The sequence below is a fragment of the Nocardioides bruguierae genome, from assembly GCF_023554635.1.
GTDB classification, from domain to species: Bacteria; Actinomycetota; Actinomycetes; order Propionibacteriales; family Nocardioidaceae; genus Nocardioides; species Nocardioides bruguierae.
The window spans coordinates 232,000-256,528 of record NZ_JAMJPH010000020.1; the positions used below are offsets into that span (position 1 = coordinate 232,000).

General features: G+C 69.5%; 28 protein-coding genes and 1 tRNA gene. 13 read left to right on the forward strand and 16 right to left on the reverse strand.

The window, feature by feature from the left end; all coding sequences use genetic code 11:
- Positions 1-188 precede the first annotated feature (188 nt).
- The 4 genes from M8316_RS11575 (at position 189) to M8316_RS11590 (ending at position 5,003) form a co-directional block, all read left to right on the forward strand.
- Positions 189-1,304 (forward strand): ABC-three component system protein, encoded by a 1,116-nt coding sequence (locus M8316_RS11575; RefSeq protein ID WP_250054708.1) that lies wholly within the window; start codon positions 189-191, stop codon positions 1,302-1,304.
- A complete protein-coding gene (locus M8316_RS11580; RefSeq protein ID WP_250054710.1) occupies positions 1,288-1,767 on the forward strand; it encodes an ABC-three component system middle component 2 in 480 nt (159 codons plus the stop codon). Before M8316_RS11575 ends, M8316_RS11580 begins: the two co-directional genes overlap by 17 nt.
- The gene (locus M8316_RS11585) at positions 1,764-3,653 is read left to right on the forward strand and encodes an ATP-binding protein (protein ID WP_250054713.1); all 1,890 of its coding nucleotides are present in this window, start codon (positions 1,764-1,766) and stop codon (positions 3,651-3,653) included. The genes M8316_RS11580 and M8316_RS11585 overlap by 4 nt, the downstream gene beginning before the upstream one ends.
- Positions 3,654-4,064: 411 nt before the next feature.
- Positions 4,065-5,003 carry a S1 family peptidase gene (locus M8316_RS11590; RefSeq protein ID WP_250054715.1) on the forward strand — a complete coding sequence of 313 codons (939 nt, stop codon included), beginning with the start codon at positions 4,065-4,067 and terminating at the stop codon, positions 5,001-5,003.
- A gap of 303 nt (positions 5,004-5,306) precedes the next feature.
- Here M8316_RS11590 and M8316_RS11595 read toward each other — a convergent pair whose 3' ends face one another.
- Positions 5,307-5,780 carry an NUDIX hydrolase gene (locus M8316_RS11595; RefSeq protein ID WP_250054717.1) on the reverse strand — a complete coding sequence of 158 codons (474 nt, stop codon included), beginning with the start codon at positions 5,778-5,780 and terminating at the stop codon, positions 5,307-5,309.
- Positions 5,781-5,792: 12 nt separating this feature from the next.
- Positions 5,793-6,551, reverse strand: coding sequence for a helix-turn-helix domain-containing protein (locus tag M8316_RS11600; protein ID WP_250054718.1), 759 nt, complete (start codon positions 6,549-6,551; stop codon positions 5,793-5,795).
- A gap of 150 nt (positions 6,552-6,701) precedes the next feature.
- On the opposite strand from M8316_RS11600, the gene M8316_RS11605 reads away from it, so the two are divergent.
- The 9 genes from M8316_RS11605 (at position 6,702) to M8316_RS11640 (ending at position 12,900) form a co-directional block, all read left to right on the forward strand.
- Positions 6,702-7,133, forward strand: a complete 432-nt coding sequence (locus tag M8316_RS11605) for a plasmid replication, integration and excision activator (RefSeq protein ID WP_136567747.1) — start codon at positions 6,702-6,704, stop codon at positions 7,131-7,133.
- Complete coding sequence (locus M8316_RS11610; protein WP_250054719.1) at positions 7,130-7,453, forward strand: hypothetical protein; 324 nt, start codon at positions 7,130-7,132, stop codon at positions 7,451-7,453. Before M8316_RS11605 ends, M8316_RS11610 begins: the two co-directional genes overlap by 4 nt.
- Positions 7,450-7,719, forward strand: a complete 270-nt coding sequence (locus M8316_RS11615) for a hypothetical protein (RefSeq protein WP_250054720.1) — start codon at positions 7,450-7,452, stop codon at positions 7,717-7,719. Before M8316_RS11610 ends, M8316_RS11615 begins: the two co-directional genes overlap by 4 nt.
- A 4-nt stretch (positions 7,720-7,723) precedes the next feature.
- Positions 7,724-9,103: an FtsK/SpoIIIE domain-containing protein gene (locus M8316_RS11620; protein WP_250054721.1), complete on the forward strand. Its 1,380-nt coding sequence runs from the start codon at positions 7,724-7,726 to the stop codon at positions 9,101-9,103.
- 1 nt (position 9,104) lies between these two features.
- Positions 9,105-9,422 (forward strand): WhiB family transcriptional regulator, encoded by a 318-nt coding sequence (locus M8316_RS21290; RefSeq protein ID WP_372490583.1) that lies wholly within the window; start codon positions 9,105-9,107, stop codon positions 9,420-9,422.
- Positions 9,419-10,954, forward strand: coding sequence for a replication initiator (locus tag M8316_RS11625; RefSeq protein WP_250054722.1), 1,536 nt, complete (start codon positions 9,419-9,421; stop codon positions 10,952-10,954). The genes M8316_RS21290 and M8316_RS11625 overlap by 4 nt, the downstream gene beginning before the upstream one ends.
- 162 nt (positions 10,955-11,116) lie before the next feature.
- The gene (locus M8316_RS11630; protein WP_250054723.1) at positions 11,117-11,401 is read left to right on the forward strand and encodes a helix-turn-helix domain-containing protein; all 285 of its coding nucleotides are present in this window, start codon (positions 11,117-11,119) and stop codon (positions 11,399-11,401) included.
- Positions 11,398-12,537, forward strand: coding sequence for a tyrosine-type recombinase/integrase (locus M8316_RS11635; protein ID WP_250054724.1), 1,140 nt, complete (start codon positions 11,398-11,400; stop codon positions 12,535-12,537). The genes M8316_RS11630 and M8316_RS11635 overlap by 4 nt, the downstream gene beginning before the upstream one ends.
- A 102-nt stretch (positions 12,538-12,639) precedes the next feature.
- The gene (locus M8316_RS11640; RefSeq protein WP_250054726.1) at positions 12,640-12,900 is read left to right on the forward strand and encodes a hypothetical protein; all 261 of its coding nucleotides are present in this window, start codon (positions 12,640-12,642) and stop codon (positions 12,898-12,900) included.
- Positions 12,901-13,366: 466 nt separating this feature from the next.
- On the opposite strand, the gene M8316_RS11645 is transcribed toward M8316_RS11640, so the two are convergent.
- From M8316_RS11645 to M8316_RS11710, 14 genes are all read right to left on the reverse strand, one after another.
- Positions 13,367-13,443 (reverse strand) — tRNA-Pro (locus M8316_RS11645).
- 120 nt (positions 13,444-13,563) lie between these two features.
- Positions 13,564-14,505, reverse strand: a complete 942-nt coding sequence (locus M8316_RS11650) for a hypothetical protein (RefSeq protein WP_250054728.1) — start codon at positions 14,503-14,505, stop codon at positions 13,564-13,566.
- Positions 14,506-14,602: 97 nt separating this feature from the next.
- On the reverse strand, positions 14,603-15,241 hold the full coding sequence (locus tag M8316_RS11655; RefSeq protein WP_250054729.1) for a class I SAM-dependent methyltransferase: 639 nt from the start codon (positions 15,239-15,241) through the stop codon (positions 14,603-14,605).
- Complete coding sequence (gene der / locus M8316_RS11660) at positions 15,238-16,626, reverse strand: ribosome biogenesis GTPase Der (RefSeq protein ID WP_250054731.1); 1,389 nt, start codon at positions 16,624-16,626, stop codon at positions 15,238-15,240. The genes M8316_RS11655 and der overlap by 4 nt, the downstream gene beginning before the upstream one ends.
- A complete protein-coding gene (locus M8316_RS11665) occupies positions 16,623-17,456 on the reverse strand; it encodes a lysophospholipid acyltransferase family protein (protein ID WP_250054733.1) in 834 nt (277 codons plus the stop codon). Before M8316_RS11665 ends, der begins: the two co-directional genes overlap by 4 nt.
- The gene (gene cmk, locus M8316_RS11670) at positions 17,453-18,205 is read right to left on the reverse strand and encodes a (d)CMP kinase (protein ID WP_308196008.1); all 753 of its coding nucleotides are present in this window, start codon (positions 18,203-18,205) and stop codon (positions 17,453-17,455) included. Before cmk ends, M8316_RS11665 begins: the two co-directional genes overlap by 4 nt.
- A gap of 11 nt (positions 18,206-18,216) precedes the next feature.
- The gene (locus tag M8316_RS11675) at positions 18,217-19,320 is read right to left on the reverse strand and encodes a prephenate dehydrogenase (protein WP_250054735.1); all 1,104 of its coding nucleotides are present in this window, start codon (positions 19,318-19,320) and stop codon (positions 18,217-18,219) included.
- 91 nt (positions 19,321-19,411) lie between these two features.
- Complete coding sequence (locus M8316_RS11680) at positions 19,412-20,005, reverse strand: TetR/AcrR family transcriptional regulator (RefSeq protein WP_250054737.1); 594 nt, start codon at positions 20,003-20,005, stop codon at positions 19,412-19,414.
- Positions 20,006-20,118: 113 nt separating this feature from the next.
- Positions 20,119-20,889 carry a pseudouridine synthase gene (locus M8316_RS11685; protein ID WP_250054739.1) on the reverse strand — a complete coding sequence of 257 codons (771 nt, stop codon included), beginning with the start codon at positions 20,887-20,889 and terminating at the stop codon, positions 20,119-20,121.
- Positions 20,886-21,686: an SMC-Scp complex subunit ScpB gene (scpB, locus tag M8316_RS11690; RefSeq protein ID WP_250054740.1), complete on the reverse strand. Its 801-nt coding sequence runs from the start codon at positions 21,684-21,686 to the stop codon at positions 20,886-20,888. Before scpB ends, M8316_RS11685 begins: the two co-directional genes overlap by 4 nt.
- A complete protein-coding gene (locus M8316_RS11695) occupies positions 21,683-22,600 on the reverse strand; it encodes a segregation and condensation protein A (RefSeq protein WP_250054742.1) in 918 nt (305 codons plus the stop codon). The genes scpB and M8316_RS11695 overlap by 4 nt, the downstream gene beginning before the upstream one ends.
- Complete coding sequence (locus M8316_RS11700; RefSeq protein ID WP_250054744.1) at positions 22,597-23,001, reverse strand: hypothetical protein; 405 nt, start codon at positions 22,999-23,001, stop codon at positions 22,597-22,599. The genes M8316_RS11695 and M8316_RS11700 overlap by 4 nt, the downstream gene beginning before the upstream one ends.
- On the reverse strand, positions 22,986-23,864 hold the full coding sequence (locus M8316_RS11705; protein ID WP_250054746.1) for a ParA family protein: 879 nt from the start codon (positions 23,862-23,864) through the stop codon (positions 22,986-22,988). The genes M8316_RS11700 and M8316_RS11705 overlap by 16 nt, the downstream gene beginning before the upstream one ends.
- A 278-nt stretch (positions 23,865-24,142) precedes the next feature.
- A complete protein-coding gene (locus M8316_RS11710) occupies positions 24,143-24,442 on the reverse strand; it encodes a GNAT family N-acetyltransferase (protein WP_250054748.1) in 300 nt (99 codons plus the stop codon).
- Positions 24,443-24,529: the final 87 nt, after the last annotated feature.

Here is a 24,529-nt window from a genome sequence, read left to right on the forward strand (position 1 = left end):
CGGCTTCCCCGCAAGGCCAGCGGAATGTATGACCGAGCGCCATCTGATGATCGGCGAAACCTCGACCCGCTCGCAGCCGCAGCATGCGCCGATCGCCGGCATCCCGATGTCATCCACGCCTAGAGTTCTTGGCGCAGTGGTTCAGCCGGAGCATTGTGGCATCCTGCGGTAGCGCATGAGGAGGTGCAGTGACTGAGCAGTCGCTTGAGGGGGCAGGTGACGCTGCGGTGCCAATGGCGCCGATCCAACGACCCACGGTTCTTGATGCGCACGCTTGGGCCCCGATGCCGAGCCATCTGTCGCTCACGCCCGAGAAGCGCATCTCGCTCTACGACGATGTTCAGTGGGAGGAGTTCGTGCTTGAGTGGGCCACCACGTTGAGTTACCAGCAAGTCATGCGTAGCGGTGGGGCCCACGACCACGGCGTGGACGTTGCTGGGTTCGCTAGTGCCACTGGTTTTGACGGCCCGTGGGACTGCTACCAGTGCAAGCACTACGGGAAAGCCCTGCTCCCCAGCGACGCCTACCCGGAGATTGTGAAGGTCATAGTCGGTACGCTGTCCGGCCATTACACGTGGCCGCGGAGCTACAGGTTCGCCGCCCCGCATGGAGTCGGGACAACTTTGGCAGGCGTGATCCATTCTCCAACGAAACTGAAGTCGGAACTCGCCAAGGCAATCACCAAGGACAAAAGCACTCTCGCGCCGCAACTCGGCCGGTACTCACTGGAAACAGTTTTGGCCTTCATCGCAGACATCGACTTCAGCATATTTGGAACGGTGGAACTCCACGAGCTCGTTGAGGCACACGCCAGCACCCGATGGCACGCGGCCAGGTTCGGTGTTGAGTTGCCCACCCGACCCGCCCCACCCGAGCCCTCAACGGACCCCACAGATGAGGAGCAGCGTTACATCGCGCAGCTCTTGCAGGCCTACAGCGAGCGCCACGGCAATACCTTCACCGCCCCAGATGCCACCGAGCATGAGCACGTCGGTGCCCATTTCTTGCGGCAGCGCGTGGCCTTCTACAGCGCCGAGGCACTGAGGGTCTTCGCACGAGACTCCGTCCCGGAAGGCACGTTCGCAGCCCTCCAGCAGGACATACTCGACGGAGTGATCGACACGCACGACTTCGGCCACGCAGACGGGCTCCAGCGGCTGGTCGAGGTAACGAAGGCAGCCCAGGGACTGGCCATCACCTCAAACGGGCTGCTTCCGGTGCTCGCCGTCCGAGATCGCACAGGCATCTGCCACCAGCTCGCCAACGAGGACAAGTTGCGGTGGTGTCATGCAGCCCCTGAATAGTCCGCTAGAGCTGGGACTGCGGACCTTGGTCGTGCTGGCCGCGGCGTTCCCACGGACGCTTGATCTCGACCGCCTCGTACTTGTTGACTACTGCCTCCTGCATAGCGCCGACCTCGGGGGACCTCCGAGCGTGCTTCCGGCAGTCCCGAACCGCAGCGGGGAACTCGGTCTTAAACGTACGGTCCTCGACCACGGCGTCCAGCTCATGGCACGAGCCGGCATGGTGGACTTGGTGACGTCGGAGGAAGGCATGACCTACCGCGCAGGTGAGGAAGCCGCGCCCTTCCTTCGGTTGCTCGACTCACCCCTTCTGAGCGCCCTTGGGGAGGTCGCCACATGGGCTGTCGACGAGTTCGGTGATCTCGACACGGACCAGGTCCGGGACCGTGTTCGCACCGTTTCCGAGGGTTGGGCAACCGAGTTCGTCTGGGAGCCTACCGACGACGATGGGATGCTCGGATGAGACTCGTCCACCTGACAGCCGTTGGCGCCGATCTCCCGCCCGCCAGCGTTGAATTCGCGCCCCGCCTGACGGTCATCTACGGAGCCTCCGAAACGGGCAAGACCTACGTCATCGACGCCTTGGACTTCATGCTTGGCGGTCGCAAACTGCGCGAAGTGCCTGAGGCGGCCGGCTACCGGACGATGCTACTGGGCGTCGAGCTCGACGACGGTCACGTGCTCACCTTGGCGCGGGATCTGAGCGGCGGCCGCGTCTCAGTCTTCGATGAGGATCTGCGAGTTCTCCCGAACCGCCCCGCGGATCGCCAGTTGCTTGGCCAGCACCACAAGGACAACGCCGACACCATCTCCTACTTCTTCCTCGACCAGTTGGGGATTGCGGATGCCAAGCTGCGCAAAAACGTCCGCAACCAAGTCCAGTCAATGAGCCTTCGCAACATCGCGCATCTGGTACTGGTCGACGAGGAGCGGATGCAGTCCCGCTTTACACCGGTCGAGAGCGGCAGTCCGACGTCGAGGACTGCGGAGCGATCTGCGTTCAAGCTGTTGCTGGAGGGCGAGGACGACTCAGACCTCACCGAGGCCGACGACGCGGCCGCCTTCCGACGGGTTAACCACGGTCAGGTCGAGGTACTCGACCGGGCGATTCAGCAAGTGCGCTCACAGATGGACGGGGCCCCCGAGCGGGCGGAGTGCCTCGATGTCCTGGCACGGGTCAACGCCGCGTTCCAGCAGACCTCAGGCTCGATGACTGCTCAGCTAGCCGACCGGGACCGTCTCGTGAACGAGCGATCACGACTCCAGGAGGAGCGTCAGGTCGGTCACCTACAGGCTGGTGAGATCCGCACCTTGGTCGACCGGTTCACCTTGCTCGACGCCCAGTACGCCGCCGACCTCGAACGGTTGGCACTTGTTAAAGAGACAGGCACGCTGCTCGGCTACTTCGACACCGAATCCTGCATATTTTGCGGAGCGGACGCGTCTCATCAACAGCGTGAGCACGCTGTCTATGAGACCGTCCAACTTGCAGATTCAGTCGATGCCGAGGCCACAAAGACTCAGGCGCTCCGAGGCGACCTGACTCTCACACTCGACTCGGTCCGTGCCGAACTGGACCGTCGAAGCGACCGTCTTGAGCAGATTGAATTGGCGACTCGAGCAGTCGATGACCAACTTGCCCAATTGGACGATACCCTAAGACCGGTCCGGTCCGACCTCGACGCACTCATCCGACGTCGTTCGCAAGTCGAACGATGGATCGAGCAATGGGCGAGAGTTGACGAGCTTGAGGAACTGCGCGCGAGTGTCGCCCAAGAACGACCCACACCGGTCGACACGGTCAGCCACGGCATCACTCTTGCCTCCCAGCAGGACTTCTCAAGAACGCTGCGGGATCTGCTAGCTCAATGGGATGTGCCAGGCGCTGAGGAGGCCGTCTTCAGCTTCGACGGCACACCACAGATTAATGTGCAACAACGAAGTCGCGAAGATCGCGGTAAGGGAATGCGCTCAATCCTTCATGCCGGCTTCAGCGTGGCACTAAGCGAGTTCTGCACTAAGCGCGGTCTACCCCACCCCGGTTTCGTCGCCCTCGACACTCCAGTCCTGACCTACCGCGATGCCGATTCCGCCGGACCACACTCCATCAGTTCCGACACCCCAGAGGTTGCGGCAAGATCGGATGATGGTGACGACGAACTGCTCAGCGGATCCGTCGCGCGGGCCTTTTACGACTACTTAAGTAGTGACCATCCCGGGCAGGCGATAGTGCTGGAGAACCAGACGCCGCCCGTGATGGACGTAGCCGACTGCACGGTTGAATACTTTACCGGCAACCCTGGAAATGGTCGGTCTGGCTTCTACCCCGTGATCGACGCCTCCTCCTAAGGCGATCGACAGGATCTACGACCGCCTACTCAAGCCGCAACGGAGCGTTAGAATGGAACCTTGTTTGATTAGGCGCCACAGGTGTTTCGACGAGAATAGCCTTGCGTTCGCCGAGATCGAGGCAATCAACCTTCGTGAGGCGATTACTTTCGCCGAGCGCAACGGGCGCATCGTGGAACGTGTGGATGTGCCCGAAGGGCAGGCTGGCACACGACGTTCCTGCGTAGCGAGTTCGATGGCATTGAGTAGAGCCCTGTTCCCTAGCGACGTCGTCGACCAGACCGAACAGGGCCACGCACTTCCTGCGGGCGTCGTATTAGCCGCAGCGCGTCCAGGGGCAAGTCGATCGAGATGAACGACCGCTCACCGCCACCGCTTGAATGGTCTGTAGCCGTCGCGAAGGTAGCCGCGATGTTCTTCAGTGTGAACGCCGAGGTGCGGCAGATCGTGTATGGAGTACTTGACCGACGCCTGCCAGCCGATCGCATTGAACCGCTATCGGTTATGGACCTCATCCTGTTCCTTCCTCATGAAGGCATCGAAACCACAGGTAGACGAGCCGCCGACATCGATGCGCTTGTCGCACGACTGGCTGCGGCTGGAATCTTGGTCGAGGCTGGCACAACAGGATCCGGACTGTTCGAACGCACGTACCTTGTCGGTACAGGAATTCACACAAGCCAGGCGCTTGGGACTCTCTGGATCACGCCGGTTCTCGGACCTGAACTCATCGTGGACACGTTGATGTCAAACGTCGCTCACATCACCGGCACGAAGGAAGGGGAAGTGCTGGGAGGAAGCGGGATACTTCTCGACGACCGCCATGTGCTTACGGCGGCCCACGTCGTGACCGACATGCACCTTGACCAGGAACTGCACCTTGGCGGGATTCCGGTTGGGATCGTGGGTGGTCCGATCGTTCACCCCGAGGTCGACGTTGCAGTCATCGAGTTGAACGTAGCGGGGGTGGCACAAGCGAGCAGAACTCAGGGGTTGGTGTTCCGTGACCCCGGTTGGGCAGATCGCGTGACGCTGCTCGGATACCCTCCGATACCGACTGCTCGAGAGGCAAGTCTCACCGTGCAAACCGGAGAGGTGGTGAATCCCGATGTATCGGCCTTCACCGGGGGCAGGCACTTCCTGTTCTCAGCTATCGCACGGCCCGGCAACAGTGGAGGGCCGGTCGTCGCAACCGACGGACGACTTCTAGGAATTGTTACGCGGGAATTCTCGAGTGAAACCGGAAAACCCAGCCATCCTTTCTTCGCCGGCCTTCCAACCGGGCAACTTCACGAAGCTCTTTCCGAACTCGGTCTAGCCGCGATTCTGCCTGTGGAAATGTGGGACTGATTTGCGACTGACGTCCACATTCCGAGGGAGTGATTCAGCGTATTGTGAACTCATGTACGCGGAGCAGTCTGACGCCACTCATACACCGACTAGTCCAGGTCGCTCCGTGCGTGATTCCGCCGCTCCGGCCTGTTGACACTCGTCGAATCCGGAACATTAATCGGGAACGACGCACATCCTCATACCGTCAGCGAGTCCGCGTCCCGGTAGCCCGTTAGAAAGGCACTTCCGGGGACGGGAACGTCTTGGGACGCAGGGGCGAGAGAGTGCTCCTGCCGACTGCCTGGGCGCACCTCTGGTCGGTCAACCGAGACGGACACCTTCGGACGACTCGAGTGCGTGCTGAAGGCGTAGTCGCATGGACGGATGCATCTCCAGTTCTTCAGTGCCGGTTGGGTCGACCCACTCCACACGCTTGCTCTCTGAGCTCGTCCGAGCTTCGCCGCCTACGAGCCGCGCGGCGAACGCGATGGAGAACTGCTGCCTGACCTCTCCGTCCTCGTAGGCCATGACGTGGTTCGGGTTGGTATAGGTGCCGGTGAGCCGCTCGACGACGACGTCGTAGCCGGTCTCCTCCTTCACCTCACGAACCACGGTGTCGGTGATCGACTCACCGATCTCGTGCCCGCCGCCCGGCAGCGCCCATAGGTTGTTGTCGGTCTTGTGGATCAGGAGGACGCGACCTTGCTCGTCCTGGACGATCGCGACCACTGAGGGCACGACGCTGTTCGCCTGCGGCGCGTTGGGGTCGTCGATGTAGTCGATGCGTCGTCCCATGCGGTCACCGTGTCACGCCGCCGGAGATCCGACCAGAGGCTCAGCTGACTCCCACACGTGCTCGAAGGACTCCAGGTAGTGGGAGAACAGCTGGCCGCGCTCGACCTGACGCAGATGGATGACCGGGTTGCGAGGCGCCGGCGACCCCACGAGGTGCGTGTTGACGAGCATCTCGTCGTCGAACCGGTAGATCGAGTTGTAGAGCACCGTCTCGTGCAGGCGGACGTTGATACCCTCGACGCCGACGGCCGGCGCCATTGCCGCCAGACTGATGCGGATACGAGCACCGAGATCCATCCCGATCCCCTCGTCGATCCCCCGCTGCTCCACGACCGGTGAGGCCGGGTCGCCGTAGGCCAGGCGAGCTCGCAGGCCGTCGCGCGCCCGCAGTGCCAGCTGCTCGGGCAGGTCCGGGTGGGAGTCCACGAGGAACAGGCCTGCGAAGACGAGCATGTCGACCTGCTCGGAGGCTTCGTCGATGAGTCGACGCCACAAGCCATGAGGCACGGCGCCGCGGTTGGGATAGACCTCGACGATCTCCCGCCGGCTGGCCTGGTTGAGCTGGCTCTCCGACAGGTCACGATCCGGCCAGAGGTACGCCTCTTCCAGGCCGAGGATCTTGCTGACCTGAGTTCGGAAGCGCGGGTAGGGCACACGGCTGCTCGATACCCACCGCTCCACGGTCTTGCGGTCGACCTCGAGCTGCTCTGCGAGCGTCGCCGTGGTCAGGTCGTGCTCGGCGATCGCGAGTCGAAGACGTTCGTTTCCCATGAGTGCCTCCCGAGGCGACTGGGATCGATAAGGGGGTGCGGGCTCTTTACTTTAGGCGTCCCGAGACGTCCTTGTCGGACGGTGAAGTCGTCCCTGTGGATAGCGGTGTGGTGGGGCTACCGAAACCGCCAACCACCACAGGAGAACGTCATGGCGATGCCCCGCAAGATCCCGGTCGACTTCGGTCTTGTCTTCCCGCACGGCGTCTGGGCCGTCGGTGAGGTCACCCCGGTCCGCGACTACGACCGCTCCACCCGAGACAACATCATCCAGGCCGCCGACGCCGACACCGGTCTGCTCATGTGGCAGGTCGACGTGATCGACGGCGACCCCGAGGTCCGCAAGACCAACCGCACCGTCTCGGTGAAGATCTGCGCGAAGGTCCAGCCGGTCCTGCCCGAGGCCGCACCCGGCGTCCCGTTCCGTCCGGTCGAGTTCGACAAGCTCACCGCGACGCCCTACGTCGACCAGAACGGGGAGTTCTCCCGTCTCGCCTGGTCCTACCGCGCCATGGAGGTGCGCCAGCCCAGCAAGTCCCGCCCGGCCCCGGTGCCCGCCGGCGAGCAGAAGGCGAGCGCGTGATGCAGGCCCTCGGCATCGACATCGAGTGGGGCTCCTGGGTCCTCGGCGACCTCCACGACGTCCTGTGCAAGGTCACCGACATCGTCTCCGCCTCGAGCCAGGTCCTCCGAGTCGAGCTCACTCCGCCCTGGGAGAACGGCGACCTCCCCGAGGTCCGCATCGTCGTCACCGACATCGACACCTGCGACGACATGGGCAGCGACGTCCGACACGGCGAGCACGCCGTCGTCTTCGAGGACGCCCCGGACAGCGGCTATGGCTGGGCCGCCCGTCTCGCCGGCTTCCGCCTCACCGTCACCGTCCCGGTGATGAACCGATGAGCCGCGCGGGAGCCCCTCGGGAGTGGCTCATGTTCACCGGCATCCGCAACAGCGAGGACGCCGCAGCCGAGCTCATCCGCCTGGTCAAGCGCATCGACGAGGCCGGCGACCTCGTCCAATACGTCCTCCGCAACCTGGCCGGCTGCCCGTCGGACGACACCGAGGAGATGCTCCGCGTCGCCCGCTCTGCCATCACCGAGGCCATCGAGAACCTCCAGGCCGCCGCCGGCGAGCTGCGCCGTTGCCCCGACCCGGACGTGGCGTGACGTCATGCGCGCGCTGAAGGAGATCAGGTCGTGGGGACGCAGCATGCTCGGCGTCGCTCGGTGGCAGCCCGGCGTCCTCGTCGTGGTCGTTGCTGCCGTGTGGCTGGCCCGTCCGTCGATACCGCTGCTCGCCGCTCTGGCCTGCGGTGTGGTCGCGACGGCGGTAGGCCTCCGTTGCTGGGCGCTCACGCGACCGGTCTCCTTCGGCCGCGCCACGGCACTCCCCCGCACGTGGTGGTGGCGGCGTCAGGTCCGCGAGGTCTGGCCCGACGTCGCCGCCGCCCGCGGACTGGATGCTCATGGGCTTCCCGAGCTGCGCACCATTGCCGGCCTCTGGCCGCACCTACGCGTCACCGTCCGCCCCGTCCGCGGACAGATGGTCGAGGACTACGAGGCCGCCGGCCCCGCGTTGCAGACCGCCCTCGGCGTCGCCCGCGTCCGCTGTGAACCTCGCGGGTTCCGCGACATCGTCCTGCACCTCACTGTCGGCGACGAGCTGCGACGCCCGTTCCCGGCCACGGCACGGGCCGACGTCCTCGACCTTTCCTCGCTGCCGCTGGGCCGCACCGAGCGCGGCGAGACCTGGCGGCTCTCCCTCGGCCCGCACACCCTGGTCGCCGGCTCCTCCGGTGCAGGCAAGGGGTCGGTGTTCTGGTCGCTCGCCTTCGCCCTGGCCGGCGCCGTCCGCGACGGACGCGTGCTGCTGCACGGCATCGACCTCAAGGGCGGCATGGAGATCCTCATGGGCCGCGAGCTGTTCAGCACCACAGCCACCGACCCGGGCTCCGCCGTCGCCTCCCTCGAGCACCTCGTCACCCTGATGCGCGAGCGGAACGCGGTCTACGCCGGCAAGGTCCGCAGCCACCGGGCCAGCCAGGACGAGCCGCTGCACGTCGTGATGATCGATGAGCTCGCGGCCCTCACCGCCTACAGCACCGAGCGCGACCTCCAGCGCCGGGCCGAGGCCGCGATCAACCTGCTCTGCTCCCAGGGGCGCGCGACAGGCTTCGTGGTCATCGCCTGCCTCCAGGACCCCCGCAAGGAGGTCATCCCCTCCCGTGGACTGTTCACCCAGACCGTCGGCCTTCGGCTCAAGGACGCCTCCGAGACAGCCATGGTCCTCGGCGACGCGGCCGCAGCCACCGGTGCCTCCTGCCACCGCATCACCCGCGATGTCCCCGGCACCGCCTACGTCGTCCCCGAGGACGGCGGCCCCGCACTGCGAGTCCGCGCCGGGTACGCCAGCGACGACGCCATCCGCGAGGTCGCCCAGCGATTCGCCACGCCCGTGCTGGTCGACGTGCCGCCGTTGGTTACAGACGACCTGGGACGTCGGCCGCGTCGACCTGCCCGCGAGACCAGCACCGACCAGGAGGCGAGCTGACGTGCACCACCAGACCACCACCTCGCAGCCAGCTGCTCGGGAGACCGAGCCGGCGTGGCTTGCTGAGGCCCGGTGCCGCGACGCCGCCGACCTGCCATGGATCGCTGAGCCCGCTACTCGCAGCCTCGACCAGCGCCTCGAGATGGCCGGCATCTGCCTGACGTGCCCCGTCAGCCACGAGTGCGAGCGAGCTGCCCTCGAGTTCGAAGTCACCTCCGGCTTCTGGAACGGCCGCGACCGCACGCCGCTCCCGCACCGCTGCCACGCCCACGCTCCGCAGCACGACTCAGGGCCCGAGCACGGATGGGGTGCCGCATGATCGACCGCGCCATCACCACCGACACCCTCCGCGACCTCGCCCAGCACCACGGTGTCTGCGTCCGGCCCGTTGTCCACGAGGTCGCCGACACCGTCACCGGCCAGCTGCACCTGGTCTCCACCCCGTGCGGCGCGACCCTGGCGTCCAAGTGCGAGCCGTGCGCCCGCCGCAACCGTGTCCTGCGGATGCAGCAGTGTCGCGAGGGCTGGCACCTCCAGGACGAGCCCGAGGCTCCGTCCGCAGACGACGAGGACGACTCGGAGGATGCCCAAGAGACCGCCGAGCCCACCGAAGCGGAGTCCAGCGACAGCGGCGACCGCCGCGTCCGCTCCACCCGTCGCAGGCAGGACGCCCCGGACCTCCCCCGGGTCCCGATGGACCACCGCACCATCGGCCAGACCTTCACCGCACCCAGCGGCCGAACCTACCGACCCTCGATGTTCGTCACCTTCACGCTGCCTTCCTACGGCCGCGTGCGCCCGGATGGCACCCCGGTCGCGCCGGCCCGCTACAACTACCGTCGCGCGGCCCTGGACGCGTTGCACTTCCCCAAGCTCATCGACCGCGTCTGGCAGAACCTCCGCCGCTGCACCGGCTACCAGGTCCAGTACTTCGCCGTCATCGAGGCCCAACGCCGCCTCGCACCCCACCTGCACACCGCGCTGCGGGGAGCGATCCCCCGCGAGCTGCTCCGCCAGGTCGCCTCGGCCACCTACCAGCACGTGTGGTGGCCGCCCTTCGACGTCGTCCGCTACCCGCAACACACCCTCCCTGTCTGGGACGGCGCCGACTTCGTCGACCCCGACACCGGCACCCCGCTGCCCACCTGGGCCCAGGCCCTCGACAGCCTCGACCAGCAGGGCGACGCTGCCGCGCCGGCGCACACGATGCGGCTCGGCAAGCAGATCGACATCCAGGGCATCGTCGCCGACGAGGAGGACGCCGACCGCCGCGTCGCCTACCTGACCAAGTACCTCGGCAAGAGCCTGTCCGAGCCCGCTACCCCCGACACCCACCTGACCCGCCGGCAGCGCGCCCATGTCGACCGACTCCTGGCCGAGCTGCGGTGGCTGCCCTGCTCACCGCGCTGCTGGAACTGGCTGCGCTACGGCGTCCAGCCCGACGCCGCCACCGCCGAGGCCCTCCCGGGGTCCTGTCCTGGCAAGGCTCACGACGAGCAGCACCTCGGCTGCGGTGGACGACGGGTCTTGGTCTCGCGGCGGTGGACCGGCAAGACACTCACCGACCACCGCGCCGACCGCGCCGACGTCGTCCGTCAGACCCTCGAAGCCGCCGGCATCGACTCCGTCGAGCTCGACCGGCTCGCAGCCGACACCAAACGAGCTGATGGCCGGCCCCGCTACGAGTGGCGGCTGTGGAACGCCCACGACGCCCCGCTGCCGGTGTACCGGATCGTGCTCACCCGCTCCATCGCCGAACGCATCCGCTGGCAAGCCGACTACCAGTCCGCGAAGGCCCAGCTCGGCCTCGCGACCGCAGCCCCGTCGACCGGACCTCCCGCGTCCTCCTGACAACCCGCCGATCTCTGCGGACCCGGAGGTCGGTCAAGGGAGAGCGAAGCGAACCACGTAGTGGCACGAAGTGCCCTTGACGGACCTCCGGGTCCGCAGACCATCACCACGTCAGGAGGACGCCCCCACCGGCACCCCTCCGCCCATTCTCGGGAGCCCCTCATGGACTACCTCTTCAACCTCGACACCGCCCGCCAGGCCGTGGACGACGTCAACGGCACCGTCACCATCAAGCCCAACGTCTGGCTGCTGACCGCCGACGACATGCCCCCGATGCTGTTCACCCCCGAGGACGTCGCCAAGCTCCTCCACGTCGGCCGGCCCATGGTCTACAACCTCATGAACTCCGGCGAGCTCCGCTCCATGAAGGTCGGACGCTGCCGCCGCATCTCCGCCCGTGCCCTCGCCGACTACGTCGCCGCCATGGACCAGGAAGCCTTCCAGTGACCAAGGCAGTCAACGGCGACGGGAGCATCTACAAACGCCCCTCCGGCACCTGGCAGGGCCAGGCCTACGTCACCGACAGCAACGGCAGGCGAGTTCGTCGCAGCTTCAGCGGCGCCAGCAAGCGCGAGGTCGAGCGGAAGATCGCCGACGTCATCAGGCAGGAGAAGCGCGGCCAGCGTCAGCCGGCCAGCGGACTCACCGTGGATGTCTACATGCGGGAGTGGCTCGATCAGGTCGTAGCGACCCGCGTTCGCCCGACCACTCTCAAGACCTACCGCTTCATGACCGAGCGGTACGTGATCCCCGGCATCGGCCGCAGTCGCCTGGAGGCGGTTTCCGCCCGCCAGCTTCGGACCTTCTACGACAAGCTCCGCAAGGCCGGCACCGGCGAGCGCACCATCCGCTACGTGCACACGACCATCCGTGCCGCGCTCGAGGACGCTGTCCGGGAGGAGGTGCTGGAGCGCAACCCCGCGAAGTTGGTGAGGCTACCCGCGGCGCCGAAGAGCGAGGTCAAGCCCCTCGACGTCGACGAGATCAAGCAGCTCCTCCGCTTTCACCGGGACAGGCCACACTACGCGCTCCTCGTGACTCTCGCGCTCCTCGGGCTCCGGCGCAGCGAGGCTCTCGGGCTTCGCTGGGACGACGTCGACCTCGTGGGCGAGACCCTCCAGATCAACCGTGGCTTGCACCGGATCGACGGTCACCTCATCACCATGCCGACGAAGACCGCGCGCTCGCAGCGGACGGTTCCGCTGCCCGGGCTGGTGGTGCAAGCGATGAAGACTCAGCAGCAGCGCCAGGCCGATGACCGGGACAAGCACGGGATGGACTGGCAGGACACGGGCTACGTCTTCACCACGGGCATCGGTACCCCGCTGGACCCGCGAAACACCACGCGAATTGTTCAGGCGGCCTGCCGGGAAGCGAAGGTCCGCGTCGTTCGGCTTCATGACTTCCGCCACGGATGCGTTTCTCTACTTCTGTCCCTCGGCGTTCCGCCCCGCACGGCGATGGAGATCGTCGGGCACTCAAGCCTAGAGATGACCATGAACGTCTACGGCCACGTGTCGCACGCAGAGCGTAGGGCCGCATTGGACCGGGTCGACGAGCTCTACGCCGACTCAGGCAACTAGCGGCTACACGTCGTCGCCCGTTCGTGCATCAGACCAGACAGTCTGAGGTCGGCTGCCGTCAAAGTCGCATGCGTACGAGCTCTCCGTGGGAAGATTCGGACCATGTCCGACGCCTATGAGCTGAACCCGCTGCTTCCGCTTCCCGTCCAGGTTGCGCTGGCGGTTTCGGCCGTCCTCTTTGTCACTGCCATCTGTCTGTCAGTGCACTTGCGCATAACCCGGACGTGGAGCACGGGCAGGATGGTCGTGGCCCTGCTCGTCACCTTGTTCGTGCCGCTCGTTGGACCACTCGCCGTGACGACTGCCGGTGTGGCCGAGGTACTTCGCGGCGCACGCGGACGCCTCGGAGTGCTGTCAGCCTGACTGACGGTGCCCACCTGACCGCCGCATCTGACTGAGGCCAGATCCAGGCGTGGCCCGTCGCACATGAGTAGCGGGGAACCATTCAGCGTCTGCTGCTCGGCCGACTCAGTCGTACCGGACCCTTCGAGAAGGCAACGTGTCCCAAGCCGAAGACTAATCCGACCTCGTCCTGAACGGATACGGACTCTCCTCGGTCCCTGGCCCGATCGGCATATACCCGACGCCATTGATGACGTGGAGTGCTACGAGGCCAGCGCTCAGCGCCTTGAGTTGAGAATCGTCCTCATCAGCGAGTCCCCGGATGCGGATTGAGAGCGAATGCCGGCCCGAGCTCCGACGGGGCTGTTGGCCGGGTTGCAGCGGGGGTTGCAGCGGAGGTTGCAGCGGGGGTTGCAGCGCTGGCCGCTCCGGAACGAAGAAACCGCCTCTGACGTCTGCGTTTCCGCAGGTCAGAGGCGGTTTGGTTTGGTCGGGCTGACAGGATTTGAACCTGCGACCCCTTGACCCCCAGTCAAGTGCGCTACCAAGCTGCGCTACAGCCCGAAGCTGGTTCACCGGATCGCGGTGGACCAGCACGGGAACACTACAACAGACCCTCTCCGAGCCCGGAATCGGCGCCCCCGAGGGCCACGCCGACTTGGTCCGCCGACGGAGATCCGCAGGTCAGCGGGCCTCCATCGAGTCCCGATCCACCCGCAGCGACGAGGTGTCGACTGCCACGAACGCCGACGCAGGGATCTCCTTGAGGTCTGCGACGAGGCGCGACGGCCAGTGCGCGTTCCGCTCTCCCTGGAAGTACCAGGCCGACCCGTTGTCGGCCAGCACGAGCCCGTACGTCTTCATGGCCCGCACGACGCGGCGGGCGTACCGCCCCAGGTCCGAGGCGTCGTAGGAGGCCCGCAGTCGGAACCTCGCCCCCATCGGCGGCGCCGAGACCGCGTCGGTCGAGCCGGCGTCGTGCCGTGCGGGCCACAGGTGCGCCCGCCGGGTGACAGGCACGGTGAAGCGGATGGCGTGGTCGATCCGGTTGCGCCGCACCTCCCGCCACCGCAGGAGCCCGGGCAGGATCGGTAGCCCCGCCGCGTCCGCGGAGGTCCACCCGTCGGGCCGCAGCGCGTTCGAGCGCAGCGACCACACCGCGCCCGATCCGGCACGCCACCTGCCGTCCACGCGCCGGGTCGCCCATGTCTCGTAGAGGCGGCAGGCGGAGCGGTCCACGACGATCGCGTGGCGATCGCCAGATGAACGACGCCCGCCCTCGATCCGCGTGTCACGACCGAGGGGGTACCGCACCCGGTCGCTCTCGTCGGCGTAGGTGAACCGGACCCGCACCCGCCGGTGCTCGGCGTCCACGACCGTGACGGGTATGCCGTAGTCCACTCCCCCGGGGTTCGGCCCGAAGTCGGGGTGCAGTCTGCCGTCGGTCCCGATGGTGCGCAGCCACGCCCGCGAGCGCGCGTGCACCGGCAGGCCGCGCACGGAGGTGTTCCACCAGCTCGACGCCGGGAACACGCGGCACCCCGCCACCGGCGCGGACGCGGCGGGCAGCGCCACCAGCAGGGGCATGACCAGGCCCAGGACGACGACGGGGAGCACGCGCCTCATGCCGCGAGGCTAGGAGCGAACCTGCGAAAATGAGAACAGTGGGTGCGTCTGCTGCCACCTGGTGACAGCAGACGCACCCACTGATCGAGAAGAGCGCTCAGCGGCGCCGCAGCACCACCCAGGTGAAGGGCTGCACGGCGTCCCACGGCGTGTGGTGCTCGGCCTGCTCGGTGTGCTCCAGGTCGAACGCCGACCCGAACGCCTCCGCGAGGGAGGACGAGGACCAGCGCTGCACCGGCAGCCCGGAGCACGACTCCGGGCCGTCGGGCGCGAACGCGCCGAGCACCAGCGTCCCACCGGGCCTCACCGCGCCCGCGGCGGCGGCCACGTAGGCGGCCTGCTGCTCGGGCGAGGTGAGGAAGTGGAAGACGGCCCGGTCGTGCCACACGTCGAAGACGTCCTCGAACGCGTACGTCAGGACGTCGGCGGCGATGGTGGTCAGGGCCGTGGACCGCTCGTCCAGCCGGGCGGCGGTCAGCGACAGCGCGCGCAGCGACAGGTCGAGCAGCGTCACGTGGCCCACGCCGGCGTCCAGGAGGGCGTCCGGCAGGGTCGACGCACCGGCCCCCACGTCGATGACCGAGGCAGGCACGCCGTCGCGCAGCACGAGCCGCGCGGAGACGGCCGGCGTCTCCTCGTACCAGGACACGTCACGCGGACCACGCTCGGCGTAGACGCCGTCCCAGTGGGCGACGGGCGCCGTGCCGCGAGGGTCGCGCGGGGCGGAGCCGCTCACGAGCGCTTCCGCTTCTCGCGCACGCGCTGCTGCAGGATGATCGGCGACCCGACGAAGCCGAACTCCTCGCGCAGGCGCCGCTCGATGTAGCGCTCGTAGCCGTCGTCCAGCTTGCCGGAGGTGAACAGCACGAAGGTCGGCGGAGCCGTGGAGGGCTGGGTCGCGAACATGATCTTCGGCTGCTTGCCGCCGCGCACCGGGTGCGGGTGCTCGGCCACGAGACGCCCGAGGAAGGTGTTGAGCGCGCCGGTGCCGACGCGGGTCTCCCAGCCCTCGAGGGCCCGGTCGAGCGCGGGCACGAGCCGGTCGACGTGCCAGCCGGTGCGGGCGGTGATGTTGATCCGCGGCGCCCACTGCACCTGCACCAGGTCCCGCTCGACCTCGCGCTCGAGGTAGTAGCGGCGCTCCTCGTCGACGAGGTCCCACTTGTTGAACGCGATCACCAGCGCGCGGCCGGACTCGCGGACGGTCTGCAGGATGCGCACGTCCTGCTCGGAGATCGACTGCTCGGCGTCGACCAGCAGCACGCAGACCTCGGCCCGCTCGATCGCGGCGGAGGTGCGCAGCGAGGCGTAGTACTCGTGCCCCGAGGCCTCCTTCACGCGCTTGCGGATGCCGGCGGTGTCGACGAAGCGCCAGGTGCGCCCGCCGAGCTCGACCATCTCGTCGACGGGGTCGACGGTGGTGCCGGCGACGTTGTCGACCACCGAGCGCTCCTCGCCGGCCAGCTTGTTGAGCAGCGAGGACTTGCCCACGTTCGGCTTGCCGACCAGCGCGATGCGGCGCGGGCCGCCGACCTCGACACCCTCGGGCATCGGCGGCGTCTCGGGCAGGGCCGCCAGGACGGCGTCCAGCATGTCGCCCGACCCACGGCCGTGCAGCGCGGAGACCGGGTACGGCTCGCCCAGGCCGAGGTTCCACAGCCCGTAGGCCTCGGACTCGGTGCGCAGGTCGTCGGTCTTGTTGGCGGCCAGGACGACGGGCTTGCCGGCCTTGCGCAGGATCTTGACGACCGCCTCGTCGGCGTCGGTGATGCCCACGGTGGCGTCGACGACGAACAGGACGGCGTCGGCCAGGCTCACGGCGATCTCGGCCTGGGCCGCGATCCGCTCGGCGAGGCCGCGGGCGTCCGGGTCCCAGCCGCCGGTGTCGACGACCGTGAACGACCGGCCGTTCCAGTCGGCGTCGTAGCTGATCCGGTCCCGGGTCACGCCCGGGATGTCCTGCACGACCGCCTCGCGGCGGCCGATGATGCGGTTCACCAGGGTGGACTTGCCCACGTTCGGGCGGCCCACGACGGCCAGGACCGGCGTCGGGCCGTCGGCGCCGGGACCATCGGGGCCGGAGCCCTCCGGGCCCAGGGGGGCGTCGGCGTGCTCGGTCATGCTTCTCCTAGCTCGCTGACCGTGGTGGCGGTCAGAGGATCGGGTTCGAGGTCCCCGGCCGGGAGCGGCCCGGGGAGGCGACGGCCGGTCTCGGCCTTCGCGGCGGCCAGCTGCTCGCGCAGGTACCGGTGGAGCAACACCGTGGTGGCGTGCACGTGTTCCTTGGTCCGCGGCCAGGGCGTCTGCTCGACGCTGGTCGGCTCGCCGAAGACGATGTCGAGGCGGCGTCCCCACGGCGGCAGCGACCCGCTGCGACCGCCCGGCTCCCGCGTCCCGAAGAAGGTCACCGGCACCACCGGCGCCCCGGTGACCATCGCCAGGTAGGCGACGCCCGTGTGGCAGCGCCGCATCTCGCCGTCGCCGCGCCGCCCCTCCGGGAAGATCCCGACCGAGCCGCCGTCGCGCAGCACCCGCAGGCACGTGCGCATCGCCGCCGTGTCGGCACCGAACCGCTGGAGCGGGACCTGGCCCGAGTGCAGGAGGAAGGTGCCCAGCTTGCCGCCGAACAGCTCCGACTTCGTCAGGGCGTGCACCGGCAGCGGCGCGAACATCGCCAGCAGCGGACCGTCCGAGGCCCCCACGTGGTTGGCGGCGAAGATCACCGGCCCCTGCGGCACACGGTGCTCGCCGTGGACGCCCATGTCCCACCGGCGCCGCACCAGGAACCGGGAGACCGGCCGCAGCGGGTAGAGCAGGTGGCGGGCGGGGTACGGCGTGGTGTCGGTACGCGGCAGGTCGGTGTGGACGGCGGCGCGCTCCCGCGGCCGCAGGGGTCGACCGACCCGCGCGCCCAGCCCGACCTTGGAGCCGAAGCCCGTCAGCAGCGTCACGACGACCCCACGGCGGAGCCGGTGGCCGCGCTCACGACCAGGCCGCTGACCAGGCCGATGACCTCGTCGAGGGTGAGGTCGGTGGAGTCCACCTGCACCGCGCCGTCGGTGATCGTCAGGGGGCTGGTGGCGCGACCGGAGTCGATCTGGTCGCGGTTGCGCAGGCTCGCCTCGACGGCGGCGGCGTCCGAGCCGCCCTCCTCCAGCGCCCGGCGGCGCGCGCGGGCCGACGGGTCGGCGGTGAGGTAGACCTTCACCGGTGCGTCGGGGGCGACCGTGGAACCGATGTCGCGGCCCTCCACGACGATGCCGCGGCCGCCGAGGGCCGCGGCGATGGTCTCGCGCTGGAGGTCGACGAGGCGGGCCCGCACGGCCGGCACGGTCGCGACCGGGCTCACGGCGCCGTTGACGGCCTCGCCGCGGATCGGGGCCGAGACGTCGGTGCCGTCCACCGTGATGGTGGGGCCGGCGGGGTCGGTGCCGGAGACGAGGTCGGGCTCGCCCGCGCGGGCCGCGACGGCGTCCGCGTCGTGCACGTCGACGCCGTGCTCGAGCATCCACCAGGTCATCGCGCGGTACTGCGCGCCGGTGTCGAGGTAGGCCAGGCCGAGCCGCTGGGCCACGCCGCGGCAGGTGCTCGACTTGCCCGAGCCGGACGTGCCGTCGACCGCGACGACGATGCCGGCGGTCGGGGGGAGCTCCGAGGTGCTGCTGGGCGAGTGCGTCTGGGGGTCGGGGGCGCTGCTCACGGGGCGTGAGCCTACCGCTGGACGGTCCAGCCTCTCGACTCCAGAGCGTCGCTGAGGTGCTCGCCACGGCGCTGCGCCACGACCAGCTCGACGAGACCGGCCTCGCGGGAGGTGTCGTGGTCGATGCGGATGTCCTCCACGCTGACCTCGCTGGCCACCGCGTCGGCCAGCAGCCGGGCCAGCTCGCCGGCCCGGTCGGAGACCGTGACCCACACCGACGTCATCGGCACCGCGGGGCCGCCGTGCTTGCCCGGGATGGCGCGGGTGCCGTCGACGCCCCGCTCGAGGATGCCGTCCAGGGCCGCGGCGTCGCCGGAGCCCACGGCCTCGATCAGCCGGTCCAGCTCCCCGCGCACCTCGGTGAGCAGCTCGACCACCGCCGCCGCGTTCCCGCCGACGATCTGGCCGTACAGGCGCGGGTCGCCCGCGGCCACCCGGGTCACGTCGCGCACGCCCTGGCCGGCCAGCGCCAGGTGGTTGTCGGGCGCGCCGGAGAGCCGCCCGGCGACCAGCGCCGACATCAGGTGCGGCACGTGGCTGATCCGCGCCACCGCCCGGTCGTGCTCGGCGGGGGTCTGCCACGCGGGCACCGCGCCGCAGACCTTGATCAGCTGCTCCACGAGCTCGACGGCCGCCACGTCGGCGTCCGCGTGCGGGGTGATGGCCCACGGCCGGCCCTCGAAGAGAGACGCGTTGCCGGCCGAGGGCCCCGACCGCTCCGAGCCCGCCATCGGGTGGCTGCCCACGTAGCGGTGCACCTGGGTCGGCGCGCCCGCGAGGACGCCGGCCAGCGGAGCGGCCTTCACCGAGCCGACGTCGGTCACCACGGTGCCGTGCTCGAGGGTCGCCACGAGCACGTCGGTGATCACGGCCCCCAGCGCGGACGGCGGCACGGCCACGACCACCAGCTGCGGCGCGTCCTCGGGCAGCCGGGGGCGACCGGCGCCCAGCTCGACGGCGGTCGCGACGTGCTCGGCCGAGGCGTCGGTGAGCAGCACCTCCAGGCCGGCGCGGCGGCACGCCAGCGCGACCGAGGTGCCGAGCAGCCCGGTGCCGACGACCTCGACGGGCCCGGTGAGCGTCATGCCGTCCGCGCGCTCGCTCGCCTGGATCACGCCTGCTCCCCTGCTGTGTTGCCCGTGCCGTCCACTGCGGTCGAAGGCTACCCAGCCAGGCGTGGCCAGACGGCCGCGTACCGGTGGGCGGTCAGGCGAGCACAGACCGGACCAGCGCCACGCCGGCGTCCCGGGCCCGGAGGAAGCCGTGCGGGTCCGCGCCCATGCCGACGACCACCTGGGCGCCCTCCAGGAGCGCCAGCAGCTGGGTGGCGAGCGCGTCGCGGTGCTCGGCCGGCACGCCGGCGTAGACGAGCAGGCCCGAGAACAGGTCGAGGGTCCAGCGCTTCTGCTCCGCGACCAGCGGGTACGCCGGGTGGCCGGCGGTGTTGATCTCGGCGTGGGCGTTGACGACCGGACAGCCGCGCCACACCGGCTGCGCCGCGGCCCAGGCCCGCGTGCCGTCGAAGACCGCGGCCACCCGCTCGACCGGGTCGCGCGCCTCGTCCAGCGCCGCGACGAGCGCGGCGCGTCGCTGCTCCTCCCGGGAGCGCAGGTACTCGGCGACGAGCCGCTCCTTGGAGCCGAACCGGTCGTAGAGCGTCTTCTTCGTGACGCCGGCGTGCTGGGCCACCGTGTCGACGCCGACGGCCGCGATCCCCCGCTCGTAGAACAGCGCGGCGGCGGCCTCGAGCAGGTCGTGGGCCTTGGGCGTCCAGTCGACGGGCTGGTCCTGGGCGAGCACGGGACCGAAGGTAGACAGGTCGGTCTACCGCGTCATACCCCGATCTGTGTATCCGCCGCCGCCTCCCTGGTGGGCCCCGGCCACACCGGTCGGTGTACTCCCGGCAGCGGCCGTCAGAGCTGGGCGCTGTCCAGCAGCTCGCCGAGCTCCTCGCGGGTCAGGTCCCGCATCTCGCCGCTCTTCAGCGTGCCCAGCTGCACCGGCCCGATCGCCGTGCGGGTCAGCCGCGTGACGGGGTGGCCGACGTGCTCGAGCAGCCGCCGCACGATGCGGTTGCGGCCCTCGTGGATGACCAGCTCGACGATGCTGCGGCCGGGGTGGTTGCGACGGTGACCGCCGGAGATGACCTTGCACTTCGACACCGCGACGGGCCCGTCCTCGAGCGTCACGCCGGCGAGCAGGTCCTTGACGGTGCGCGGGTAGACCTCACCGTCCACCTCGGCCACGTAGGTCTTGTCGACCTCGAAGGAGGGGTGTGCGAGCCGGTTGGCGAAGTCGCCGTCGTTGGTGAGCACCAGCAGCCCTGAGGTGTCGGTGTCGAGCCGGCCGACGTGGAAGAGCCGCTCGGGGCGGTCGGCCACCAGGTCGGTGAGGCACGTGCGGCCCTCGGGGTCGGACATCGTGGACACGACGCCGCGCGGCTTGTTGAGGACCAGGTAGACGTGCGGGGAGACGGGCGGGAGCCGGCGTCCCTCGACCCGGATGACGGCGGTGGTCGGGTCGACCTTCGTGCCGAGCCGGGTCACGACCTCGCCGTCGACCTCGACGGCGCCCTCGAGCATGAGCTCCTCGCAGCGACGCCGGGAGGCGACCCCGCTGGAGGCCAGCAGCTTCTGCAGCCGGACGAGGCCCTCGTCGTCGGTGGGCAGGTCGGGGCCGGTCACGCGGTCTCCTCCGGGTCGGGCTGGTCGTCGGGCCCGTGGTCGGGCTGAGCATCCCCAGTCTCCCCGGTGGCCGGGCCTGCGGGCGATTCGTCGGCCCGTGCATCCCCCGTGTCCCCCGGCTCCCCCGAGACCCGACGCGGCAGGCCGGGCGAGGCGAGCGCCGACTCGATCTCGTCCAGGTCCTCCATGTCCGGCAGGTACGGGGCCAGCTCGGGCAGCTCGTCGAGGCTGAGGATGCCGATGCGCTCCAGGAAGTAGGCGCTCGTGCGGTAGAGGTGCGCGCCGCTCACCGGATCGGTGCCGGCCTCCTCGACCAGCCCGCGGGTCAGCAGCGTGCGCATCACGCCGTCGACGTTGACGCCCCGCACCGCCGAGACCCGCGCCCGGCTCACCGGCTGCTTGTAGGCCACCACGGCCAGGGTCTCCAGCGCGGCCTGCGTCAGCCGCGACTGCTGGCCCTCCAGCACGAACTTCTCCACGACGGCCGCGTAGTCCTCACGCGTGTAGAAGCGCCAGCCGCCGGCCACCTGGCGCAGCTCGAAGCCACGCCCCTGCTCGGTGTACTCCTCGGCCAGGAGCTGCAGGGCGGCCACCACGTCGCCGACCGGGTGCCCGAGCACACTGGCCAGCCCGATCGCGTCCAACGGCTGGTCGGCCACCATGAGCACGGCCTCCAGCGCGGGTCGCAGCGCGGACGCCGGCACCGCCGGCGCGGCCTCCTCGCTGCCCGGCCGGCTCTCCTGCTCGGTCACTGGCAGGGCGTCCTGGCTCACGTCCTGGCTCACGTCCTGGCTCACTCGTCCTCCTCCTGGGCCCTCACCGCGACACCGGTGACGGCGGTACCGCCGGTCGGGCCCTCCGGGGTGCCCTCGAACTCGTCCACGTCGATGACGTCGGCCTCGACCTCGCCGGTCCACCGCACGGTCAGGTCGCCCAGGGGGGTCACCTGCTCGAAGGAGATGGCGCTCTCGCGGAACAGCTCCAGCAGCGCCAAGAACCGCGCCACGGTGGTCAGCGTGTCCGGCGAGTCGGTGGTGAGCGCCCGGAACGTCAGGGCGCCCGCGTCGCGCAGCCGGGCCATCACGATCGCGGCCTGCTCGCGCACGGAGACCGCCGGGGCGTGGATGTGCTGGAGCGTCACCTCCGGCACCGGCTTGGGCGCCAGCGCGCCTGCGGCGAGCTTGGCGAACTCCTCCAGCCCGATGCCGATCAGCACCTCCGGCAGCAGCGCCGAGTACCGCTCGTCCAGTCCCACGGCCCGGGGGTAGCGCTTGGCCTCCTCCGCGAGCCGGGAGGAGAGCACCCCGGCCACCTGCTTGTAGGCGCGGTACTGCAGGAGCCGGGCGAACAGCAGGTCGCGGGCCTCCAGCAGCGCCAGGTCCTCCTCGTCCTCGACCTCCGCCTGCGGCAGCAGCCGCGCGGCCTTGAGGTCGAGCAGGGTGGCCGCGACCAGCAGGAAGGACGTCGTCTCCTCCAGCTCGCCGCTGGACCCACGACCGCCGGTGCTCGTGCGCGGCCGGTCGCGCATCGCCTTCACGTGGGCGATGAACTCGTCGGTGACCTGCGAGAGCGCGACCTCGGTGATGTCCAGCTTGTGCTTGGAGATCAGCTGGAGCAGCAGGTCGAAGGGGCCCTCGAAGTTGGCGAGCCGGACCGCGAAGCCGGACTCCTGCCCGCCCTCGGGCACGACCGGGGCCGCGGCCGTGCTCACTCCTGGCGCAGGCGGCGCACGAGCGCGCTGTCCTCGCCCTGCTCCTCGAAGTCCGCCAGCACCAGCGCCAGCGCCTCCCGCACGAGGCGGCCGCGGTCGACCCGGGCGCCGGGCGTCCCGCGCAGGGCCAGCCGGGCCTGCTCGATCCGCAGCAGCTCGTCGGAGGAGAGGTAGACCGTCATCTTCTCGTCGTGCCGCACGCGGCCGCTGGGCTTGCCGGCGGGCGGCTCCGCGACCGGAGCCGACGCTGCCGGGGTCGGTGCCGACGGGACCGGTGCTGCCGGGGCCGGGGACCCCGCCTCGTCCACGCCCTGCTCCCCCGGCTCGCCGCGCTGGGCCTCGCCGTCGGCGGTGGGGCGGAAGAGGTCGTCGGCGGTGGGCATGCTCACGCGTCGTGCCACCGGCTGATCACCTCCCGGGCGAGCTGGCGGTAGGACTCCGCGCCCGTGGAGGAGGACGCGTAGGAGGTGATCGGCTCGCCGGCCACCGTGGAGTCGGAGAACTTCACGGTGCGGCGGATGACGGTGTGGAAGACCGTGTCGCCCCAGGCCTGCACCAGCCGCTCCATCACCTCGCGGCTGTGCAGCGTGCGACCGTCGTACATCGTGCCGAGCACGCCGTCGACGTGCAGCTTCGGGTTGAGCCGCTGCTTGACCTTGTCGATGGTCGTCTTGAGCAGCGCCACGCCGCGCAGCGCGAAGTACTCGCACTCCAGCGGCACCAGCACGCCGTCGGAGGCGGTGAGGGCGTTGATCGTGAGCAGACCCAGCGAGGGCTGGCAGTCGATGAGGATGACGTCGTAGGTGGCCATCGCCGGGGCGAGCACCCGGGCGAGCGTCTGCTCGCGGGCCACCTCGCCGACCAGCTGCACCTCGGCGGCGGAGAGGTCGATGTTGGAGGGCACGAGGTCCATGCCGTCAACGCCGGTGGGGACGATGACCTCGTCGACCGTGCAGTCGGGCTCCATCAGCAGGTTGTAGACGGTGGCGTCCATCTCGTGCGGGTTCAGCCCCAGGCCGACCGACAGCGAGCCCTGCGGGTCGAAGTCCACCAGCAGGACGCGGCGGCCGTACTCGGCCAGCGCGGCGCCCAGGTTGATCGTGGTCGTCGTCTTGCCGACCCCGCCCTTCTGGTTGCACATCGCGACCACCCGCGCCGGCCCGTGGCCCGTGAGCACGGGCGGCTCCGGCAGCTCCGGCATCCGGCGGCCGGTGGGGCCCACGTCTGCCGGGTCGTCGCCGTCGAAGGGCAGGGCGTCATTCACGTCTGGTCGTCTTCTCTCTCATCGTCTCCCGCACGCACCCGAGAGCGTGCGGCGGTCTCTGCCCACCATTGTCGACAAGGCGACCGCCCGGCGAGCGTAGGAGGGTCGGTGTGGCGCGTCCAGGTGTGCCGACTTCTCCCCCGGACGGCGGCCCGCGCTGTGCACCCGGGCGCGCTCAGGTGCACATGCCGGCGGCCGGCTGTGGAGCAATCTGTGGACGGCGCTCGGCGTGTCGCCGGGGTCGCGGCCGACCCGGCTCAGGCCTTGACGGCTGCCGCTCAGCCGCGGACGAGGTCCGCCAGCTCGGGGTGCTTGCGCACGTACCCGGCCATGAACGAGCACTGCGGCACCACGCTCAGCCCGGCCTCGCGGGCGTGCCCGAACGCGGCCTGCGCCAGCACGGAGCCCACGCCCCGGCCGCCGAAGGCCGGGTCGACGACCGTGTGGGTGAGCGTCATGGTCTCCCCGTCGAGCTCGTACTCGGCGACGCCGGCCTCCGCCGGGTCCGCGCCCTCCTGGACCAGGGCCACGAACCGGGACTCCTCCGCATGGTGCTCCACCGTCACTGCGTCGCTCATGCGGTCGAGCCTAGGCGGCCCACCGCCGGGCCCGGCATCCGGTCGGGCGGTCGAGCGGTCGAACGTGCACGTTTGGTCACCAACCCG